An 18926-nucleotide genomic window follows, 5' to 3' on the forward strand; every position below is an offset into this window, starting at 1 on the left:
GGCGATCCTAGGGAGTATATGGCTATGTCGCAGGAAACGATGGCACGCGTGGTCGATGCGCTTTATGCCGAATGCGCGCTGGGCAACTGGGACAAGGTTGCCGAAATGGTGACCGACGATCTCGAGATCGTGGAGGCGGCCGGCCTACCCATGGAAGGCACCTATCGCGGCAAAAACGCGCTGCGCGACCTGTTCACCAAGGTCTTCGGCATGATCGACATTGCGGGCGTCGACATCTTCGATCGCTGCTACGGCGAAGATCACGTCGTCGCGCTGGCGCGCATGAATTTCGCCGACCCATCGCTGGCACCGGCCGAACTGGCGGAGGCGTTCCGCTTTCGCGGCGATCAGGTCTGCGCGATCATTCCCTACTATTTCGACCAGGCCCCGGTCCGCGCCGCCGCCGCGCTGAAGGCCGGCTGACGCCGCACGGCGCTGAAACAGGAACGGGGGCCGCAGCATCATGCCGCGGCCCCCGTTTCGTTACCGTGACGCGATAGCGCCCGTCAGCCGAGCTTGCGCACCGGGTCGCTGCCGTCCCAACTGGTCGCCGCATCGCGCATCATCGCAAAAAGTTCGGCCCCGCCGGCCCCCAGCTGAATATATTCAACCAGCCCGCCGGGCCCGAAGCCTGGGTCGGCATAGAAAACGCGCCCGTCCTCGCCCACCTTGCCGGACACGACGACTGTGCCGCCCGCATCGAGAACCGCGCGCCGAGCCACCTCTATATCCTCCACCACGTGGCAGGTGTGGTGCAGCGCATCGCGCACGCCGTACTGGCCGCTGTAATGGGCAAGGCCGTCATTATCGGGACGAACCAGTTCGATCTGGATGTCGTTCCAGTAGGCGATCGCGACCGAGAAGACCGCGTCCGTCGGCTCGCCCATATAGGTCATGTCGCCGAGCCGGATATTCTCCATCAGGAAGAACGGCCCGACCCCCATGGTCTCGGTCCAGTAGCGCAGCGCCCCTTCGAAATCCGTCGGCACGAAGGCCATCTGCATGATCGGCGCCAGCGCCGCGATCGAGGCGGGCCGGGTCATGCGAACAGCCCTTCGGGCGCTTCGAGCAGGCCCTTCAGCGTGGCGAGGAACTTCGCGCCCGCCGCCCCGTCGATGGCGCGGTGATCGACCGACAGCGTCATCGACATCACGGTGGCGAAGGCGATGTCGCCGGTCTCGGTCTCGACCGCGCGCTTCTCCGCCGCGCCGACGGCGAGGATCGCGCCCTGCGGCGGGTTGATGATCGCGTCGAAGTTCTCGATCCCGAACATGCCGAGGTTGGAGATGGAGAACGTGCCCCCGTCCATGTCCTCGAAACCCAGCTTGCCGTCCTGCGCCTTGCCGATCAGTTCCTTCGTCTTCGCGGCGATCTGGTCGATGCGCATCCGGTCCGCCTGCCGCACGATCGGCGTGACGAGGCCCTTGGGGCTCGCCACCGCGACCGAGATGTCGGCGTGCCGGAACGAATGGATCTCCTCGCCGTGCAGCTGGACATTGACGTCGGGGTGCTGCGCCAGCGCCCTGGCGGCGGCCGTGACGATGTAGTCGTTGAGCGAGGCCTTGATGCCGAGCACCATGTTCGCGGTCTTGCGCAGTTCCATCAGCGCGTCGACCTCGACTGCCACCCGCAGGTAAAAGTGCGGGATGGTCTGCTTGGCCTGCGTCAGGCGGCGGGCGACGACCTTGCGGATCTTGTCGAAGGGCACGACCTGCGGCGCGTTCGCGACCATCTCGAACGGAGCGCCGAACGCGGCCGGGGCGGAGGGCGAAGCGGCGGCAGGCGCCGGTTCGGGCACCTTGGCCAGCACGTCCTTCTTCGAAATGCGTCCGCGCGCACCGGTACCGGTCACCCCGGACAGGTCGATGCCGTGGATCGCGGCCAGCCGCCGGGCGAGCGGCGAGGCGAAGACGTCGGTCTCCTCCGGCAGCACGGTGGTACCCTTGGGCGCGCCGGTGTTCGGTCCGTGCACGGCCTGCTGCACGTCCTGGAACGTGATGCGACCGTTGCGGCCGGAGCCTTCGATAGCGGACAGGTCGACCTGTTCGGCCTGCGCCAGCTTCAGCGCCTCGGGGCTGATCGGGCGGTTGGTCTCGATCGTCACCGGGACCGGCGCATCGTCATGCCCCTCGATCCCGGCTTCCTTGGGCTCGCCTTCCTTCTTCTTCTGCTTGCCTTCGGCCACGCCGCCCTGGGCGGGGACGAAGTCGGCGACGAACTGGGCGATCTCGTCGTCGCTGGCCGAACCGTCGTCGAACACCGCAAGCAGCGCGCCGACCGGCTCCGGCTCACCGCCCGCGGGAATCACGATCTTGCGGACGGTCGCGTCGTATTCGGCCTCGACCTCGTTGGTGATCTTGTCGGTCTCGATAAGGCAGATGAGCTGCCCCTTGGAAAAGCTGTCTCCCTCGCCGAACATCCATTCGGCGATGGTCCCTTCCGTCATTTCGATGCCCCATTTCGGCATCGTGAAGGCACGGATCTTTGACATGGCGTCGCGCCTCCTCAGTTGTAGGCCAGGACCTTGCGGACCGCGGCCTCGATCTTGGCCGGGTTCGGCAGGTAGGCGCTTTCGAGCTCGCGGGCGAACGGCACCGGGGTATGCGGCGGCGTCACCATCTCGATCGGCGCGCGCAGGCTGGCAAAGGCCTTGTTGGCGACGAGCGCGGCCAGATCGGTCGCGAACGAGCAGCGCGGCGGCGCTTCGTCGACGATGACGAGGCGGCCGGTCACTTCGATCGAATCGAGGATCGCTTCCTCGTCGAGCGGGCTGGTCGAACGGAGGTCGAGAACGTCGGCGCCGATACCGTCCTTGGCCAGCGCGTCGGCGGCGCCCTCGGCCATGCCGACCATCATGCCGGTGGCGAGGATCGTCACGTCCTGGCCCGCGCGGGTCAGGCGGGCGTGGCCGAAGGGGATGACGAAGTCCGGATCGTCGGGCACTTCGCCCTTCATGCCGTAAAGCGCCTTGTGTTCCATGAAGATGACCGGATCGTCCTCGCGGATCGCCTGGCGCAGCATGCCGGCGACGTCCGCCGGGGTGGCGGGCATCACGACCTTGAGGCCGGGCATGCCGGTCAGGATGGCGTGCGGGCTCTGACTGTGCTGCGCGGCGGCGTTGTAGCCCGCGCCGTAGATGCAGCGGATGATCGCCGGGCACTTGGTCTTGCCGCCGAACATGTAGCGGAATTTCGCGATCTGGTTCCAGATCTGGTCGAGCGACACGCCGATGAAGTCGGCGAACATCAGTTCGGCGATCGGGCGCTTGCCGGCCAGGGCCAGGCCGCCCGCCGCGCCGACGATGGCGCTTTCCGAGATCGGCGTGTCGATCACGCGATCGGGGCCGAACGCCTCGTAGAAGCCGCCGCTGGTCGACCAGATGCCGCCGATCGCCTCGGGCCCGCCCGCGGTGCCCATGCCGCCGACGACGTCCTCGCCCAGCACGACGACGCTGGGGTCGCGCTGCATTTCCTGAAAGATGGTGTTGCGAACGGCGTCGCGATACATGATTCGTGCCATTGTTTCGCTCCCGCTCAATAGCTGATGTAGACGTCGGCCAGCACGTCCTCGGCGGTGGGCCGGGGTGCCTTCTTGGCCGCTTCGACGGCGGCGGCGATGGCTGCGCCGACTTCAGCATCGATCTTGTCGAGGTCGGTGCCTTCGAGCAGCTTCGCCTCGGTCACCGTCTCGCGGAACTTCTTGATGCAGTCGCGCTCGGCCCGGATGCGGTCAAGCTCGCCCTTGCCGCGATAGCGCTGGGGATCGCCCTCGAAGTGGCCGTAGAACCGCTCGGTGTCGAATTCGACCGCCGCCGGGCCGTTGCCGGCGCGGACGTATTCGAGAACTTCGCTCATCGTGTCGTGCACCGCGCTGAAATCGGTGCCGTCGGCGCGCCAGACGCGCATGCCGAACGCCTCGGCCCGGCTGGCGATGTCCTTCTGGGTGCCGACCGCGTAATCGACTCCGGTGTGTTCGGAATAGTGGTTGTTCTCGAACACGAAGATCGCCGGGGCGTTGGTGACGACCGCCATGTTCATCGCCTCGAACGTCGTGCCCTGGTTGCACGCGCCGTCGCCCGAAAAGGCGATGGCGACCTTGAGCTTGCCGTTGGCATCGGGGCCGTCGAGCTTGGCGGCCAGTGCCGCGCCCACCGCGATCGGCGCGCCTGCGCCGACGATGCCGTTGGCGCCCAGCATGCCCTTGTCGATGTCGGCGATGTGCATCGAACCGCCCTTGCCCTTGCACAGGCCTTCGCGGCTGCCCCAGATCTCCTTCATCATCCCGTCGACATCGCAGCCCTTGGCAAGGCAGTGGCCGTGGCCGCGATGGGTGGAGACGATCTTGTCATCGTCGGACAGGTGTTCGCACACGCCGACCGCGACGGCTTCCTGCCCGCAGTAGAGGTGGGTGAAGCCGGCGATCTCGCCCTTGGCGATCTCGTCGTGCAGGAATTCCTCGAAATCGCGGATGATCTTCATCCGGCGATAGGCTTCCAGCAGGTCTTCGCGGCTGAGCTGCATAAGTCTCTCCCGAGTATGGTGTCTTAAAGGCCGAGGACGGTCTTGGCGATGATGGTGCGCTGCACCTCGTTGGTGCCGCCGAAGATGGTCCAGGCACGGCTGTTGAGATAGCGGGCTGCGGCGACCTGTGCCTTGTCGCTGCGGACCGGAGCGGGCGCGTTCTCGCCATAGAGCGGGCGCGCGGTGGGCAATTGCAGGCCGACAGGGCCGAACAGGTCGACGGCAAGGAGGTCGACCTCCTGCCGCAGGTTCGATGCCAGCAGCTTGCACAGCGAGGTCTGCGGCCCCGGCTTCTGCCCCTTGGCGATGCGCGAGAGGATCTTCAGCTCGATGATTTCGAGCGATTCGATGCCGAGCCGCAGCTTCGCGACCCGGCGGCGCCAGTCGCGATCGTCGGCCAGCCTGCCGCCGCGCCCGTCGGGCTGGTCCTTGGCCAGCGCGGCGATGTCGTCGAGGTCGTGGAGCAGCTTGGGCGCATGGCACGAACCGCCACGCTCGTTTTCCAGCAGGAACTTGGCGATCGTCCAGCCCTGCCCCTCTTCGCCGACAAGGTCGTCGACCGGCACGATCACGTCTTCCATGAAGACCTGGTTGACCTCGTGGTCGCCCGCGAGCGTCAGGATCGGACGGACCGAGATGCCCGGCTGGTTCATGTCGACGAGGAGGAAGCTGATGCCCGCCTGCTTCTTCACCGTGGAATCGGTGCGCGCCAGCAGGAACATCTTGTTCGCGAAATGCGCGTGGGTGGTCCAGATCTTCGACCCGTTGACGACGTAGTGATCGCCGTTGCGCACTGCCGTCGTCTTCAGCGAGGCGAGATCGGACCCGGCGTTCGGCTCGGAAAAGCCCTGGCACCAGTAATCCTCGCCCGACAGGATGCGCGGCAGGTACGTCTTCCGCTGTTCCTGCGTGCCGAACGAGAATATCACCGGGGCAACGAGCTTGAGACCCAGCACGGTGAGGTTGGGCGCGCCGGCGAGCGCGCATTCCTTCTCGAAGATGTAGCGCTGCGTCGGGGTCCAGCCAGTCCCGCCGACCTCCTCGGGCCACTGGTAGCCGAGCCATCCCCGCTCGTTGAGCCTGGCGTTCCAGTCCTGCCCGATGTCGGGTTCGACGAAAACGCTGGGCGAACTGATCGCGCCGTCGCGGATGCGGTCCGAGAGGTTGGCGCGGAGAAAGGCGCGGACTTCCTGGCGGAAAGCCTCTTCCTCGGGGCTGAGGTCGATGTCCATCTCAACGCTCCAGAATGGTGACGGCCGAGACGCCCGGCGCGCCGTAGACGTGGCTGTAGGCGGTCTTCGGCGTGCCCGGCACCTGCCGTTCACCGCCCTCGCCGCGCAGCTGCACGACGTTTTCGTAGACCTGGCGCAGGCCCGATGCGCCGATCGGTTCGCCGCAGGCAAGGCAGCCGCCATCGGTGTTGACCGGCAGCTTGCCGCCGATCTCGGTCAGGCCTTCGGCCAGCCACCTTTCCTGGTCGCCATCGGCGCAGAAGCCGTTCTCGGCCATGTGCATGATCTCCGCGCCCGCCTCGGTATCCTGGAGCTGGGCGACGTCGATGTCGGCGGGCCCGATGCCGGCGATGGCGAAGGCGTCGCGGCTGGCGATGTTGGTGGCGCTGCCGCCCCGCTCGATGTCGATGCTGGGCGCGAACACCTCGAAGCTGCCGGGCGGGCGGGTGCGCATCGTCGCGGCCTTCAGCCGGATCGGCGTCTTGCCCAGTTCGCGCGCCTTCTTCTCGCTGCCCAGGATCAGCGCGACGCCGCCCTCTGCCGGCGAGCAGAACATGTATTTCGAATAGGGGTCGGACACCATCGGCCCGTCGAGGATCTCGTCCAGCGGGACAGGCTGGCGACGCCAGGCATGGGGCGCCTTCGCACCGTTGCGGAACGCCTTTTCGGCGACGAGGCCAAGCGTCCGGCGGCTGATGCCGTTGAGGTGCATGTAGCGCATGATCTTGTTCGCGAAGAACTGCGTCGTCACCATGTAGCCGGCATCGCCGTACCATTCGGGCAGGTTGTATTCCGACGGCTTGGCATCGAAGGCACCGCGCGGGTGCTTGTCGAAGCCGACGGCAAGGCCGATGTCGCATTCGCCCGACTTGATCGCCATCTGCGCCGAGAACAGCGCCGATCCGCCCGCCGCGCAGCCGTTGCGCACGTTGATGAACTGCGCGCCGGTCAGGCCGAGCTGGTCGACCATCGTGTCCGGATTGCCCGCCGCGTCGGACGCGCCGTAGGCGAATTGCACATCATTCCATTCCAGCCCCGCATCGGCCAGTGCCTGGCGCACGGCAAAGACGCCCTGGTCGACGCCGGTCATGCCGTCGGTGCGGCCGAAAGGGTGGATGCCGATGCCGATGATGCACACGTCGGTCATGGGTTCAGGCCTTTCCTGCCGGACGGAACGCGGGGATCAGCACGCTGTCGGCGGCGTCGGGGTCGAGCGGGGTGGGCGTGAATTCGAGCGGCATGCCGATCGCGATGTCGTCGAAATCGACATCGACCAGCCGCGCCTCGACAATCGTTTCGCCGGGCAGCTCGACATAAGCGACCGGGAAAGGCTTGAACGCCTCGGGCCCCTTGTAGGGCGGGCTCTTGGGCCGGAACCGCTGGATCGTGTAGCTCCACAGCGTGCCGGTGCGCGACAGGGGCACTGCCTCGAACCGGTCGTTGGCGGGGCACGGGAAGACGATGCGGCCGGTCTCGCGGTTCCGCCCGCCGATCAGGCGCGGCGAAGCCTCTTGCGTGAACAGGCCTTCGGCGATGGCTTCCATGGATCTCCCCACCCGATCGTCGCCGCCGGCGGCGACGCTTGCTGAATCGACTTCGTGTGCAGTCGTTAAAGCGCAATCGCCGGGAAAGTGCAGGCTCCCTAAAACGATAGGAAGACGACGCCGCGCCCCGATCCTGCCGCTCCGCCGCGTCAGTTGAGCGAGATGTATCCCAGCTGCGCCGCCTTGAAGACGGTCTGGCTGCGGTTGACCGCGTTGAGCTTGGTCGAGGCATTGTGGATGTGGAAGCGCACCGTCGCGCGGCTGCGCGACATGATCATGCTGATTTCCAGGTCGGTCTTGCCGATCGCCGCCCAGCGCAGGCATTCGACTTCGCGCTTCGACAGGCGCGAACCGGGCGGCAGGGCCTGGATCGCGCCCATGACGCGGGTATAGCTCTCGATGAAGGTGCGCGAATAGACCGCGAAGAGATCGCCGTTCTTCTCGAAATCCTCCGACAGGTCGGTGCGCGTGGGATCGATCGGGTTGAAGCTGACCGCGCCGATCTTGCCGAAGGCCATGTGCACCGGCACGACGATCGCCGCACGGGTCCGCGCCCGGCTTTCGAAATTGGAGATGTCGATCGCATCGAGATAGGCGTTCGGCGCGCGCAGATGGAATCCCTCGGCGTTCACCCAGAAGGGCTCGTTTTCGAAGCGGAGCGCGGACGTGATCGGCGATTCCAGCGCGATGCGCGGATTGCGCCACCACACGTCGTCGCGGTCGGCCCAGCCGAAGATATCCTTGGCCAGCACGTTGCCGTCGGCATCGACCGGGGTGCGCTTGTCGGCGATGTCGTGCGCCGGCGCTGCAAGCATGTCGTTTTCTGCGGCGATTGCGGCCAGCGCCTGTGCGGCCGGCCGGATGTCTTCGGCCGTGCGGATGCGCACGGCATCGAGGTGATCGATCACGAATTTGGCCATGGATTTCCTCTCAGGCGCGAACCCTAAAGCGCATGCGTGACAAGGACAATGCACACCCTAACTTTTTTCAGAGCGTTTGCGGCAGCCCGGGCTTTGCTACTGCGGTACAGGATTGGAGGGCTCGTGAATTTCGAACTGAACGAAGACGAAGAGATGCTCAAGGCAGTCGTCGAACGGTTCGTCGCGGACCGTTACGACGTCGAGAGCCGCCGCGCTTACCTGAACGAAAGCGGAGGCTTCAGTGCCGAGAACTGGGTGCTGCTGGCCGAACTGGGCGTCATGGCGGTGCCCCTGCCGGAGGAATTCGGCGGCCTCGGCCTCGACGCGACCGCCCTTGCCGTCACGTTCGAGGCGCTGGGCCGCGGCATCGTCGTCGAGCCGGTGCTCGAAAGCGCGGTCCTGCCCGCCCTGATCCTGGCCCAGTGTGCCGACGACGGCCTGCGCGAGGATTGGATCGCGGCGCTCGTCTCGGGCGAAAGGCGCGTGGCGCTCGCCCATGCGGAGGAGAACGCACGCGGCGGATCGGTCTGGATCGAGACCCGCGCCACGGCCAGCGACGACGATTTCGTGCTCGAAGGGACCAAGGCCTACGCCATCGCCGGCGGCGATGCCGACGCTTACCTCGTCACCGCGCGCCTGTCGGGCGAAGCGGGCGACAAGGATGGGTGGAGCCTGTTCCTCGTCCCCGCCGACGCCGACGGGCTGACCGTGCGCCAGTGGCGCATCGCCGACGGCACCTGGACCGCCTCGATCGAGCTGTCGGGCGTGATCGTCCCGGCCGAGGCGCGGGTCGACTGCTCGCACCAGCAAGTCGTGCGCGTCCGCGCGCTGGCCGCGCTTGCCCGTTCGGCCGAGGCGCTGGGCATCATGGAGGCGATGTTCGCCGAAACGCTCGAATACCTGCGCACCCGCGAACAGTTCGGTACCCCGCTCGGCTCGTTCCAGGCGATCCAGCACCGCATGGCCGACCAGTACGCCGCGCTCGAACAGGCCCGCGCGCTGATCGAGCTGGCGGTGGTGAAGGAAGACGACGACAGCTTTGCCCATCATGTCGACGGGGCGCGGGCCTTCATCGCCGAAGCCTCGTTGCACCTCGGTCACGAGATGATCCAGTTCCACGGCGGCATGGGCGTCACCGACGAACTGTCGATCGGCCAGGGGCACAAGCGTCTGCTGGTCCTGTCTCGCTGGCCGGAGCCGGCGGAGACCACGCTGGACCGTTTCGCCGCCGCGGCCTGATTGGCGGGACCAGATCGGAGGAACGGTCGCGACAGCCGGCGGGGCAAGGCGCCCGGCGCTCAGGTCGGCGAGCTTTTTTATGACAATGCCGTAACGAGCCTGTAACATCGCTCGCACACAGCATGCCCCGTTCGCTCATGACCCATCGCGCGCCTGCCAAACCGCCTGTCGTCGGAACCGCCACCGAATCAGGCCCGTCGAGTGCGGCTGAACGCTATTTCAACCGGGAGCTCAGCTGGCTCGCCTTCAACGAGCGCGTCCTGGCCGAAGCGTGCAACCGCGAGTACCCGCTGCTCGAACGGCTGCGTTTTCTCTCGATCTCGGGCAGCAACCTCGACGAGTTCCTGACCATCCGCGTCGCCGGCCTTGTCGGCCAGATGCAGCGCGGCATCGACAACCGGTCGATCGACGGCAAGTCGCCCGCCCAGCAGCTGACCGAGATCCGCCGCAAGGTGGAGGAATTGGGCGACATCCAGCAATCCACGCTCGACGAACTGCGCGGGCTCCTGGCCGAACAGGGCATCCGCATCGCCGACATCGACGAACTGGGCAAGGATGCGCTGCGCGGGCTGCGCCGCTACTTCGTCGATGAGCTGAGCCGCGTGCTGACGCCGCAGGCGATCGACCCGGCCCATCCCTTTCCCTTCATCAGCAACCTCGGCCTGGCGCTGCTGTTCAAGCTGCGCCGCAAGGCCGACAATGCCTCGCTGATCGAGATGGTGCTGGTGCCTTCGGGCATCCCGCGCTTCGTGCGCCTGCCCGACCAGCCGGACCTGTTCGTGCCGGTAGAGGCGGTGATCGCCCGCTTCGCGTATATCCTCTTTCCCGGCTTCACCATCCGCGGCAGCGGCGTGTTCCGGGTGCTGCGCGACAGCGACATCGAGTTCGAGGAAGAGGCCGAGGATCTCGTCCGCTTCTTCCGCTCCGCGATCCAGCGCCGCCGCCGGGGCCGGGTCATCCTGCTCGAACTGGGCGAAGGCTTCGACCCGGATGCCGAGGCGCTGCTGCGCGAGGAACTGGCGCTCAGCGAAGCGCTCGTCACCCGGTCCGCCGGCATGCTGGCGATCGGCGGGCTGGGCGCGATCGTCGATGCACTCGACCGGCCCGACCTGTCGTTCGAACCGTTCACGCCGCGCTATCCCGAACGCATCCTCGAACACGACGGCGACGTCTTTGCCGCGATCCGCGCCAAGGACATCGTCATCCAGCATCCCTACGAAAGCTTCGAGGTGGTGGTCGATTTCCTGCGCCGCGCCGCGGCCGACCCGGCGGTGGTCTCGATCAAGCAGACGCTCTATCGGGCCGGCAACCAGTCGCCGGTGATCAACGCGCTGATCGCCGCGGCCGAGGCGGGCAAGTCGGTGACCGCCGTCGTCGAGCTGAAGGCGCGCTTCGACGAGGAGCAGAACCTGCACTGGGCGGCGCAGCTCGAACGCGCCGGGATCCAGGTCATTTACGGCTTCATCGACTGGAAGACCCACGCCAAGATATCGATGGTGGTGCGGCGCGAGGAAGAGGGGTTCCGCACCTATTGCCACTTCGGCACGGGCAACTACCACCCGGTGACGACGCGCATCTACACCGACTTGTCCTACTTCACCGCCGACCCCGCGCTGGGCCGCGACGCGGCAAAGCTGTTCAACTTCGTCACCGGCTATGTCGAGCCGTCGCGGATGGAGGCGATCGCGATCTCGCCGCTGAACCTGCGCGAAAGGCTGTTCGAACTGATCGACCGCGAGATCGAACATGCCCGCGAAGGCAAGCCGGCGATGATCTGGGCCAAGCTCAACGCGATGACCGAGCGCCAGGTGATCGACCGGCTCTACGAGGCGAGCCAGGCCGGCGTCGTCATCGACCTGGTGGTGCGCGGCAACTGCTGCCTGCGCCCCGGCGTGCCGGGCCTGTCCGAGAACATCACCGTCAAGTCGATCATCGGTCGTTTCCTCGAACACAGCCGCATCTGGGCCTTCGGCAACGGGCATCGCCTGCCCAGTGCCCGGGCCAAGGTCTTCATCACCTCCGCCGATGCCATGTCGCGCAATCTCGACCGGCGGGTCGAGGTCCTGGTCCCGCTCCGGAACAAGACGGTGCACGATCAGGTTCTACGTCAGGTGCTGCTCGCCAACCTGCTCGATACCGAACAGAGCTGGCGCCTGCAGGCCGATGGCAGCTATGTGCGCATGGCGACGGACGATGAAGGCAGGCGGTTCAACGTGCATACCTATTTCATGAAGAACCCCAGCCTTTCCGGTCGCGGCACCGCGCTCGACAGCGAAAGCGTGCCGACGCTGACCTTGCGCGGCGGCAAGCGGCGGTGACCCGCGCGCCGCGCCGGATCGCCGAAAGCACGGATCGAACGGGCCCCGACCGGGCGGTCATCGACATCGGTTCCAACACCGTCCGGCTCGTCATGTACGGCGGCTCGCTGCGCGCGCCCGAAGCGCTGTTCAACGAAAAGGTTTCGGCCAGGCTGGGGCGCGACCTCGCCGAAACCGGGCTGATCCCCGACAAGGCCACCGCGCTGGCGATGACCGCGCTGCGCCGTTTCGCCGCCATCGTCGAGCAGCTGCGCGTCCCGCAAGTCGACGTCGTCGCCACCGCCGCGATCCGCGATGCGACGAACGGCCCCGAAATCCTTGCCGCGATCCGCGGCATCGGGCTCGATGCGCGGTTGCTGTCGGGTGACGAAGAGGCGCGCGCCGCCGCATCCGGGGTCATCGCCGCGTTCCCGGACGCCGCCGGGGTCGTCGCCGACCTGGGCGGCGGCAGTCTCGAGCTTGTCGCGATCAGCGACGGGCAGGACCACCACGGCGAAAGCCTCCCGCTCGGCACCCTGCGCCTCGGCGCCTTGCGCGAGAAAGGCGCCGAGGCGTTCAATCGCGCCATCGCCCGTGCCTTCGACAAGGCGGGCTGGGCCAACGACCATGCCGACGTGCTCTACATGGTCGGCGGCACCTGGCGCGCCTTTGCCCGCTACGCGATGATCGCCAGCGACCATCCGCTGCACGACCCGCACGGGCTGCGCATCACCGCCGCGCAGGCCGACAAGATGGCGAAGAAGCTGCTCAACGCCGACCCGGCGCGCCTGCGCGAGGGTGACGGCATTTCCGGCACCCGCGCCGCGGCGCTTCCCGACGCGGCCGCGCTGCTGCGCGCGATGCTGGCCAATCTCGAGCCGAGGGAGCTGGTCTTTTCCTCGTGGGGCCTTCGCGAGGGCCTGCTCTACCAGCGGCTGAGCGATACCGAAAAGCGGCAGGACCCGCTGCTCGCCGGGATGACCCGGTTCACCGCGCCGCGCGGCGCATCGCTGGCGCAGGCGATGATGATCGCCGGCTGGACCGCCCCGGTGGTGCAGGGCGCGACGGCGGCGAGCGAGCGGCTGCGGCTGGCCGCGACGCTGCTGGCCATCGCCGCGTCCCGGGTGGAGCCCAACATCCGCACGCGCCATATGCTCGACTGGGCGCTGGAAAAACGCTGGCTGGGCCTGGAGATGTCGGACCGCGCGCTGATCGCCGCGGCGCTGCTGGGCAGTTGCGGCAAGCCTGCCTTGCCCGCGGACCTGCTCTCCGTCGCGCCGGAGGCGCAGCTGCGCGAGGCGATCGGCTGGGGCCTTGCCGTCCGCCTTTGCCGCCGGCTCGGCCCCGGGCCGAAGGGCAAGGTCGCGGACTGCGCTCTCTCGATCGAGGGGGACCGCATCGTCCTGACCGCCGGGCCCGCGGGGGCGGACCTCATCGGCGAAAGCGTGCGCGGCGATCTCGACCGGCTGGCGCAGTGGCTGGGGCTGGCACCGGACATTCGCCTTGCGGTCGCAAGCTGAGCGGAAAGGGTTTATGACACTGGTGTGACCGCGCGGCGCCGGGGCTGTTCACGGCGGGGCGCGCCACCCATGATCGAACCTTCAGCGCGAAAGGTACGCAATGGCCAAGTCGCAGACATCCGAAGCCGAGGCACCCGTCGCCGACGATGCGGCCCACGCGCCCGCACGCGAAACGTTGAGCAACAAGCAACTCGCCCGCGCGATCCTCGATCGCGCCTTTCGCCCCCGCATATCGGAAGTGCGCCGGCTTGCGGCAGCCGTGCTGGGAAAAAAGGCCGGCAAGGGCAAGAAGGACAGGAAGGCCAAGCTCGCCCGGCTGCCCGGCCAGCCCAAGGGCAAGCGGGCCAAGGGCCGCAAGAAGCGCACCTGATCGGGTGCGACACCGGCAAAATCGCATGCGGCGGCCGGTTTAACACCACCGTCGCCGAACCGTCACCCGTGCGTCACAAAAGCGCGGCAGAGCCTCCCCTGACAATGGGGCACGGGCATGCGGCGCATAGAGATACTGGTCACGAGCGAACCTTTCGGCGGGACCGCCCCGTTCGTCCATGACGATGTCGCGGTCCACTTCCATCGCTGGTCGCAACTGGGCGAACTGCCGCTGATCGAAGGCGAGCTGTGGGCCTTCGTCGATTGGGTGCTGCCGACCATGTCGGGGCTCGAGGCATGCCGCCGCCTGCGCTGCGACCCGGTTGCCGCCGAGGCCCACATCACGCTGGTGCTCGAGGAGGACGATGTCGACTTGCGCCGCCGCGCGCTGCGCCACGGAGCGGACGACTACATGCTAGGCCCCGTCGATCGCACCGCCCTGCTCGACCGCGTGCTCGCGGTGCAGATCGCCGACGACCTTTCCCGAGAGCCGCGCACGATCCACCACGGATCCATCGCCATCAACCTCGCCGCGCACCAGGCGTCGTACGATGGCGCGCCGGTGCCGCTGATGCCGAACGAACTGCGCCTGCTGCGCTATTTCCTCGAGCATCCGGGCCGGGTTTTCACGCGTGAGCAGCTGATCCACGCGCTGGGCAAGCAGGAACCCCCGCTCGACGAACGCACCGTCGATGTCTGGATCGGCCGCCTGCGCCGTGCGCTGCGCCAGGTCGGCGCGGGCAATCCGCTGCGCACGATCCGCTCGCTCGGCTACGTCTTCGACGGTTAGGCGCCGCCGCCGCCATCGCGCCCAGAAAAAGAGCCCGGCCCGCGCCTTCCCCCCATGGAGGCGCGGACCGGGCTTGCTCATCCGGATCCCGGCAGGATGGCGCCGATCCGGACGGAGACTCCTGCGGCTCCGGGAACGCGGAACCGCAGGAGCCGCAAGGTTCACATCTTGACGGTGGCCGACAGCGCCATCACCCTCCCGACATCGTAGGTGTTCTGGTCGACCCGGTTGTCGCCGAACTGCTGGTATTCCTCGTGCTTCTTGGCAAAGATGTTGCGGGCTTCGAATTTCCATTCGGTGTCGAGCCCGAACATCGCGATGCCCTGCCGTGCGACGAAGTCGACGACGAGACCGGGGTTCTCGATCACGTCGGGCTGGTTCGCGTTGCTCAGGCCGCGGCTCACCACGCGCTTGCTGGCATAAGTGAGGAGCAGGGTCTGCTGCGACAGCGAATCCCGGTCTTCGAGGCTCAGCTGGACATTGCCGATGTGCTTCGACTGACCGGTCAGAGGCGCGCCGTCGCGGAAGAAGTCCGCCGCGTTGGTGCTGCTTGCCGGATAGACCGCGACCGGGTCGCCATCCTTCACGTTGAGCTGCGATTCGGACCAGGTGTAGTTGATCCCGGCGACGATCCGGCGGCTGGCGAAGACGTCGAAATGCTTCTGCAATTCGAGTTCGACGCCGTAGAGATCGGCGCTGGGGGCGTTGGCGAAGCTGGTGACGAGATCGGTGCCGGTGATGAAGCTTTCGATCGGCTTGTCGATCTTCTTGTAGAAACCGGCGAGCGAAAAGCGCTGTTCGGGCGCGAAGTACCACTCGTAGCGGACTTCGGCGTTGGTCAGCTTGCTGTCGGTCAGCGACGGGTTGCCGCGATATTCGCGGTTACTGTCCGGGTCGAAGTAGAACTGGAACAGCAGCTCGCGGAATTGCGGCCGGGCGATCGTCTTCGACGCGTTGAAGCGCAGCTTCATGTCGGGCGTGACGTTCCACGTCACTGTCGCCGTCGGCAGCCAGTAGTCGTTATCGAGATTGGTCGATGCCGTCGATGCGCCCGGGGTGTTGAACACCACCAGCGGCGTGACCACTTCCTTCGCCGTCTCGTAGCGCACGCCGGCATCGATCTCGAACGCATCGCCGAGCTGCGCGTTGATCTTGCCGTACCCGGCGTGGTTGACCAGCGTCGCGACGAAAGCGGGATTGCCTTCGTTCGTCTCGATCAGCTCGATATCGAAATAGTCGATGATCGCATCGCCCAGAAGCAGGTCGGGGCGCAGCATGCCGACGCCCAGCGGGAAGTCGGTCGGCGCGGTGAACTTGAAGTCGCGGCGCGAACTGGTGCGGCGGGTGTCGGCATAGCTGTAGCCGATCGTGCCGACCATGCTGGCTGACAGTTCGTAGGACAGGTCGACGCTGCCCGACCACAGGTCTTCGTTGAGGTCCGAGAAGCTGACTTCGGCATCGCCGCGCTGCCCGTTGTCGAGCACGTTGACGAAGTAGTTGCCGTAGGGGTCGGCCGGATCGTTGGTCCGGGCATATTCGAAGCTCAACTCGTAGGGCGCCTCGCGCTGCGAATTGGCATATCCGGCCCGCAGATCGAGGCTGAGGCCGTCGGCCGGCTTCATTTCGGCCACGATCTGGCTGTTGAGCAGCTGCCGTTCGTACCAGCCGGTGTTCTGGCGGCGATAGGTCGCGATCGTCTGGTTGCGCGATCCTTCGGAAAGACGCGCGCTCTTCACCGTGTCGCGGATGAAGAGGTTGGTCCAGCGGACCTTGCTGTCGCCCGCCTCCAGCCCGAAACCGAGCAACCCGTTGACGACGATGCGGTTGTCGGTGCTGATGCGGTAGAAATCGGATTGCAGCGTCGAAAGGTCGCTATCGAGCGAATACTGGTTGATCGCCCCGCGCGAGCTCCACTTGTTCGAATAGCCGAAGTTGGCGATCACGCCGACCGTCGCTTCGCCCACGTCGAACGACTTGCCCGCGGTCAGGCCGCCGGAAAAGTTGGCCGGCAGGTTTTCGTAACGCTGCAGGATCGAATTGTTCTGGTTGACCAGCGCCTTGGCGATCGGCGCGGTGTCGACGTTGCCCGCGCTCAGCCGCTCGCGGCTGTCGAAAAAGGCCTGGAGGGGCGCCGGGACGTCGCGGGTGCCGTCGTCGAAGCCGGTCCAGTCGCTGCCGCTGCCGAAATAGGTGTAACCGAGCTGGCCCGTCGTTTCCGAATCGTACGACGCGCCCAGCTTCAGTTCGAAGAAGCCGTCGCGCGGCGCGGCCTTGGTCGTCAGGTTGATGACACCGCCGCCGAATTCGCCGGGAAAGTTCGCCGAATAGGTCTTCTGCACCAGCGACGAAGCGATGACGCTGCTGGGAAAGAGATCGAGGGGGACGACGCGCTTCAGCGGCTCGGGGCTGGGCAACGGCGAGCCGTTAAGCAGCGCCAGCGAATAGCGATCGCCAAGGCCGCGGACATAGACGTACCCCTTGCCCACGACCGACAGGCCGGTCACGCGCGACAGCGATCCGGCGATGTCGCCCTCGCCGGTCCGCGCGATCTGCTCGCTGGACAGGACCGAGACGACCTGCGGCGCGGTGCGCACGAGATCGCGCGAGCGGCGGCCCGTGACGACGATCTCGCCGGGCAGGGAGACTTCGGGAGCCTCTCCCTCTTCCGGCCCCTCGTCGGCCAGGCCGTCCTGCGCCGCGACGGTGGCGTCGCCCGTGGTGTCCGCATCTTGCGCCATGGCGGGTGTCGCCAGCGCGGTGGAAAGCAGCAGCAGGGATGCAAGCCGCGTCGTGTTCATTTGGGTGTCCCCCCGGAACAGAAAATTCATGTGAAAAGCGGGGGCGGCCAGAAACCGGCCGCCCCCGCAATCAGGTCGGGCGGCCGATCAGGTCGTCGGCAGCGCGGTGCACAGGCCCGAATTGCCGGTGCCGAAGTTGGCGTTACCGCTGTTGCAGGTCCAGCCGGTGTACCAGGTGTCCGCGCTGTCCCTCACCGCCCCGATGTAGGTGGTGGTGGTAAAGAAGGTGGAGACCGAGTTGGCGTTGAACGCGGTCACCGCCTCGTTCGTGCCGTTGATGAACAGGCTCGCCAGCGTCGACGTGTAGTCGTCGTCGTTGTTGTCGGTGCCGTCGCCGAACGCGGCTTCGGCCGTGCCGGCCGGAACGCCGCTGTCGATGTACTTGGGCGCAAGGCACTGCATGACCGTCGACTTGAAATCGGCGGTGACCGAAGTGCCGCTGAGGCGGAGACACTCGTTGTTCGGCGACACGACGATGCTGTTCATGATCAGGTTGTCGGAGTTGCCGCGCAGCAGCATCGAGGCCTGGTTCGAATTGGCCGCGTTTCCGGCGATCATCGTCGCGTTCGACAGCTTCACGTCGGTGCGCGGCGTGTCGGTCAGGAGGCCGTCCGAATCGATCTCCAACAGGGCGTCGGCCTTGCTCGCGCGCTGCTTGATGATCGCATACTGGATTTCGACCCGCGCGCCGGTGTCGGCGTCGATGCTGTCGTCTTCGGCACCGACCGCGATGTAGTGCTTCATCCGGGTGACGCCGCCGAAGAACTCGGTGCCGTCGTCAGAGCTGTTGTAGCTCATGATGTGGCTCAGCGTGGTGCCCGAACCGATCGCCGACGGGGTCAGCGACTGCAGCTCCTTGTCCGCGCCCAGCACGAAGCCGGAATAGCGGATCTGGACGTATTCCATCCTGCCGCTGTTGTCGGCATCGTTGTTGCCGCCGAACAGGGCCGGATCCGCCGCGCCTTCGACCTGGCGTTCGCACGTGCCGCCCGCCACGGTGCCGACGGTGCAGTCGGTGACCTTGCCACGGCCCATCAGAACGACACCGCCCCACTGGCCCGACGATTCGTCGTTGTTGAGGCCGAGCACGTTGTCGCGGCTGGTGAAGATGATCGGCTGGGTCGCGGTGCCGACAGCATTGATCTTGTTACCGCGGTTGACCGCGAGCCACGACACGCCGGTGCCGCCATAGACGATGACGCCCGGCTCGATGGTGAGCGTGACGTTGGTGTCGGCAGAGCTGGCGGTGAAACCGCCGTCGGTGCCGACGTCGACGCGCCCGGCCATCTGGTAAAGCAGGCCCGGCAGCTTCGGCAAGGTCGAGGAAGCGGTGAACCTGGCCGGCAGGGTGCAGACGCGCCACTCGCCTTCGGGGCCCTTGATCGTGCCGCCGTCGGTCAGGCCGGCGGGATTGGCGATGGTCGGGCAGCCCGCTGCGGGGGTGACGAGCGACGCACCGGGCGTCGGCGTCGGAGTCGGGGCCGGGGTCGGCGCCGGGGTCGGATTGTTGATGATCACGTCGCCGCCGGTGCCCAGCTCTGCCAGGTCGTCGGGTCCGCAACCGCTCAGAATGACGGCGCTGCAACCAGCAAGCAGCAGGCCATGGAGTTTTTTCACGATGAATCCCCCTCAAAAGGTCGAATCGACTGGCCCTGATTGCCAGTGCGTCTCGGCACCTAGGGGTGCTGCGTGACAGT

The 18926-nt window shown here is 66.8% G+C and carries 16 protein-coding genes; 6 read left to right on the plus strand and 10 right to left on the minus strand.

Annotation, left to right across the window (positions count from 1 at the left end; all coding sequences use genetic code 11):
- The first annotated feature begins 24 nt into the window (after window positions 1-24).
- The gene (locus J2X37_RS05350) at window positions 25-423 is read left to right on the plus strand and encodes a nuclear transport factor 2 family protein (protein WP_310018628.1); all 399 of its coding nucleotides are present in this window, start codon (window positions 25-27) and stop codon (window positions 421-423) included.
- Window positions 424-506: 83 nt separating this feature from the next.
- On the opposite strand, the gene J2X37_RS05355 is transcribed toward J2X37_RS05350, so the two are convergent.
- From J2X37_RS05355 to J2X37_RS05390, 8 genes are all read right to left on the minus strand, one after another.
- Window positions 507-1043: a VOC family protein gene (locus J2X37_RS05355; RefSeq protein WP_310018630.1), complete on the minus strand. Its 537-nt coding sequence runs from the start codon at window positions 1041-1043 to the stop codon at window positions 507-509.
- On the minus strand, window positions 1040-2491 hold the full coding sequence (locus tag J2X37_RS05360) for a 2-oxo acid dehydrogenase subunit E2 (protein ID WP_310018632.1): 1452 nt from the start codon (window positions 2489-2491) through the stop codon (window positions 1040-1042). Before J2X37_RS05360 ends, J2X37_RS05355 begins: the two co-directional genes overlap by 4 nt.
- A gap of 14 nt (window positions 2492-2505) precedes the next feature.
- On the minus strand, window positions 2506-3519 hold the full coding sequence (locus J2X37_RS05365; protein ID WP_310018633.1) for an alpha-ketoacid dehydrogenase subunit beta: 1014 nt from the start codon (window positions 3517-3519) through the stop codon (window positions 2506-2508).
- Window positions 3520-3533: 14 nt separating this feature from the next.
- Window positions 3534-4520 (minus strand): thiamine pyrophosphate-dependent dehydrogenase E1 component subunit alpha, encoded by a 987-nt coding sequence (locus J2X37_RS05370; RefSeq protein WP_310018636.1) that lies wholly within the window; start codon window positions 4518-4520, stop codon window positions 3534-3536.
- Between the two features lie 23 nt (window positions 4521-4543).
- Window positions 4544-5752, minus strand: coding sequence for an acyl-CoA dehydrogenase family protein (locus tag J2X37_RS05375; RefSeq protein WP_310018639.1), 1209 nt, complete (start codon window positions 5750-5752; stop codon window positions 4544-4546).
- A 1-nt stretch (window position 5753) separates the two neighbouring features.
- On the minus strand, window positions 5754-6899 hold the full coding sequence (locus J2X37_RS05380) for a thiolase family protein (protein ID WP_310018642.1): 1146 nt from the start codon (window positions 6897-6899) through the stop codon (window positions 5754-5756).
- Window positions 6900-6903: 4 nt separating this feature from the next.
- Window positions 6904-7296, minus strand: coding sequence for an OB-fold domain-containing protein (locus J2X37_RS05385; RefSeq protein ID WP_310018643.1), 393 nt, complete (start codon window positions 7294-7296; stop codon window positions 6904-6906).
- Window positions 7297-7445: 149 nt separating this feature from the next.
- A complete protein-coding gene (locus J2X37_RS05390; RefSeq protein WP_310018645.1) occupies window positions 7446-8216 on the minus strand; it encodes a helix-turn-helix transcriptional regulator in 771 nt (256 codons plus the stop codon).
- Window positions 8217-8339: 123 nt separating this feature from the next.
- Between J2X37_RS05390 and J2X37_RS05395 the strand changes: the two genes are divergently transcribed.
- The 5 genes from J2X37_RS05395 to J2X37_RS05415 all read left to right on the plus strand — a co-directional run bounded on the left by J2X37_RS05395 (window position 8340) and on the right by J2X37_RS05415 (window position 14431).
- The gene (locus J2X37_RS05395; protein WP_310018647.1) at window positions 8340-9455 is read left to right on the plus strand and encodes an acyl-CoA dehydrogenase; all 1116 of its coding nucleotides are present in this window, start codon (window positions 8340-8342) and stop codon (window positions 9453-9455) included.
- 122 nt (window positions 9456-9577) lie between these two features.
- The gene (locus J2X37_RS05400) at window positions 9578-11773 is read left to right on the plus strand and encodes an RNA degradosome polyphosphate kinase (protein ID WP_310018650.1); all 2196 of its coding nucleotides are present in this window, start codon (window positions 9578-9580) and stop codon (window positions 11771-11773) included.
- On the plus strand, window positions 11770-13272 hold the full coding sequence (locus tag J2X37_RS05405; RefSeq protein ID WP_310018652.1) for a Ppx/GppA family phosphatase: 1503 nt from the start codon (window positions 11770-11772) through the stop codon (window positions 13270-13272). Before J2X37_RS05400 ends, J2X37_RS05405 begins: the two co-directional genes overlap by 4 nt.
- Before the next feature lie 100 nt (window positions 13273-13372).
- Window positions 13373-13642, plus strand: coding sequence for a hypothetical protein (locus tag J2X37_RS05410; protein WP_310018654.1), 270 nt, complete (start codon window positions 13373-13375; stop codon window positions 13640-13642).
- Between the two features lie 117 nt (window positions 13643-13759).
- Entirely contained in the window at window positions 13760-14431 is a 672-nt protein-coding gene (locus J2X37_RS05415; protein ID WP_310018656.1) for a response regulator transcription factor, read from the plus strand.
- A 161-nt stretch (window positions 14432-14592) separates the two neighbouring features.
- Here J2X37_RS05415 and J2X37_RS05420 read toward each other — a convergent pair whose 3' ends face one another.
- Entirely contained in the window at window positions 14593-17229 is a 2637-nt protein-coding gene (locus J2X37_RS05420) for a TonB-dependent receptor domain-containing protein (protein WP_310018657.1), read from the minus strand.
- An 87-nt stretch (window positions 17230-17316) separates the two neighbouring features.
- On the minus strand, window positions 17317-18846 hold the full coding sequence (locus J2X37_RS05425; RefSeq protein ID WP_310018659.1) for a hypothetical protein: 1530 nt from the start codon (window positions 18844-18846) through the stop codon (window positions 17317-17319).
- Window positions 18847-18926 lie beyond the last annotated feature (80 nt).

This window comes from Croceicoccus sp. BE223 (assembly GCF_031457155.1).
GTDB lineage: Bacteria > Pseudomonadota > Alphaproteobacteria > Sphingomonadales > Sphingomonadaceae > Croceicoccus.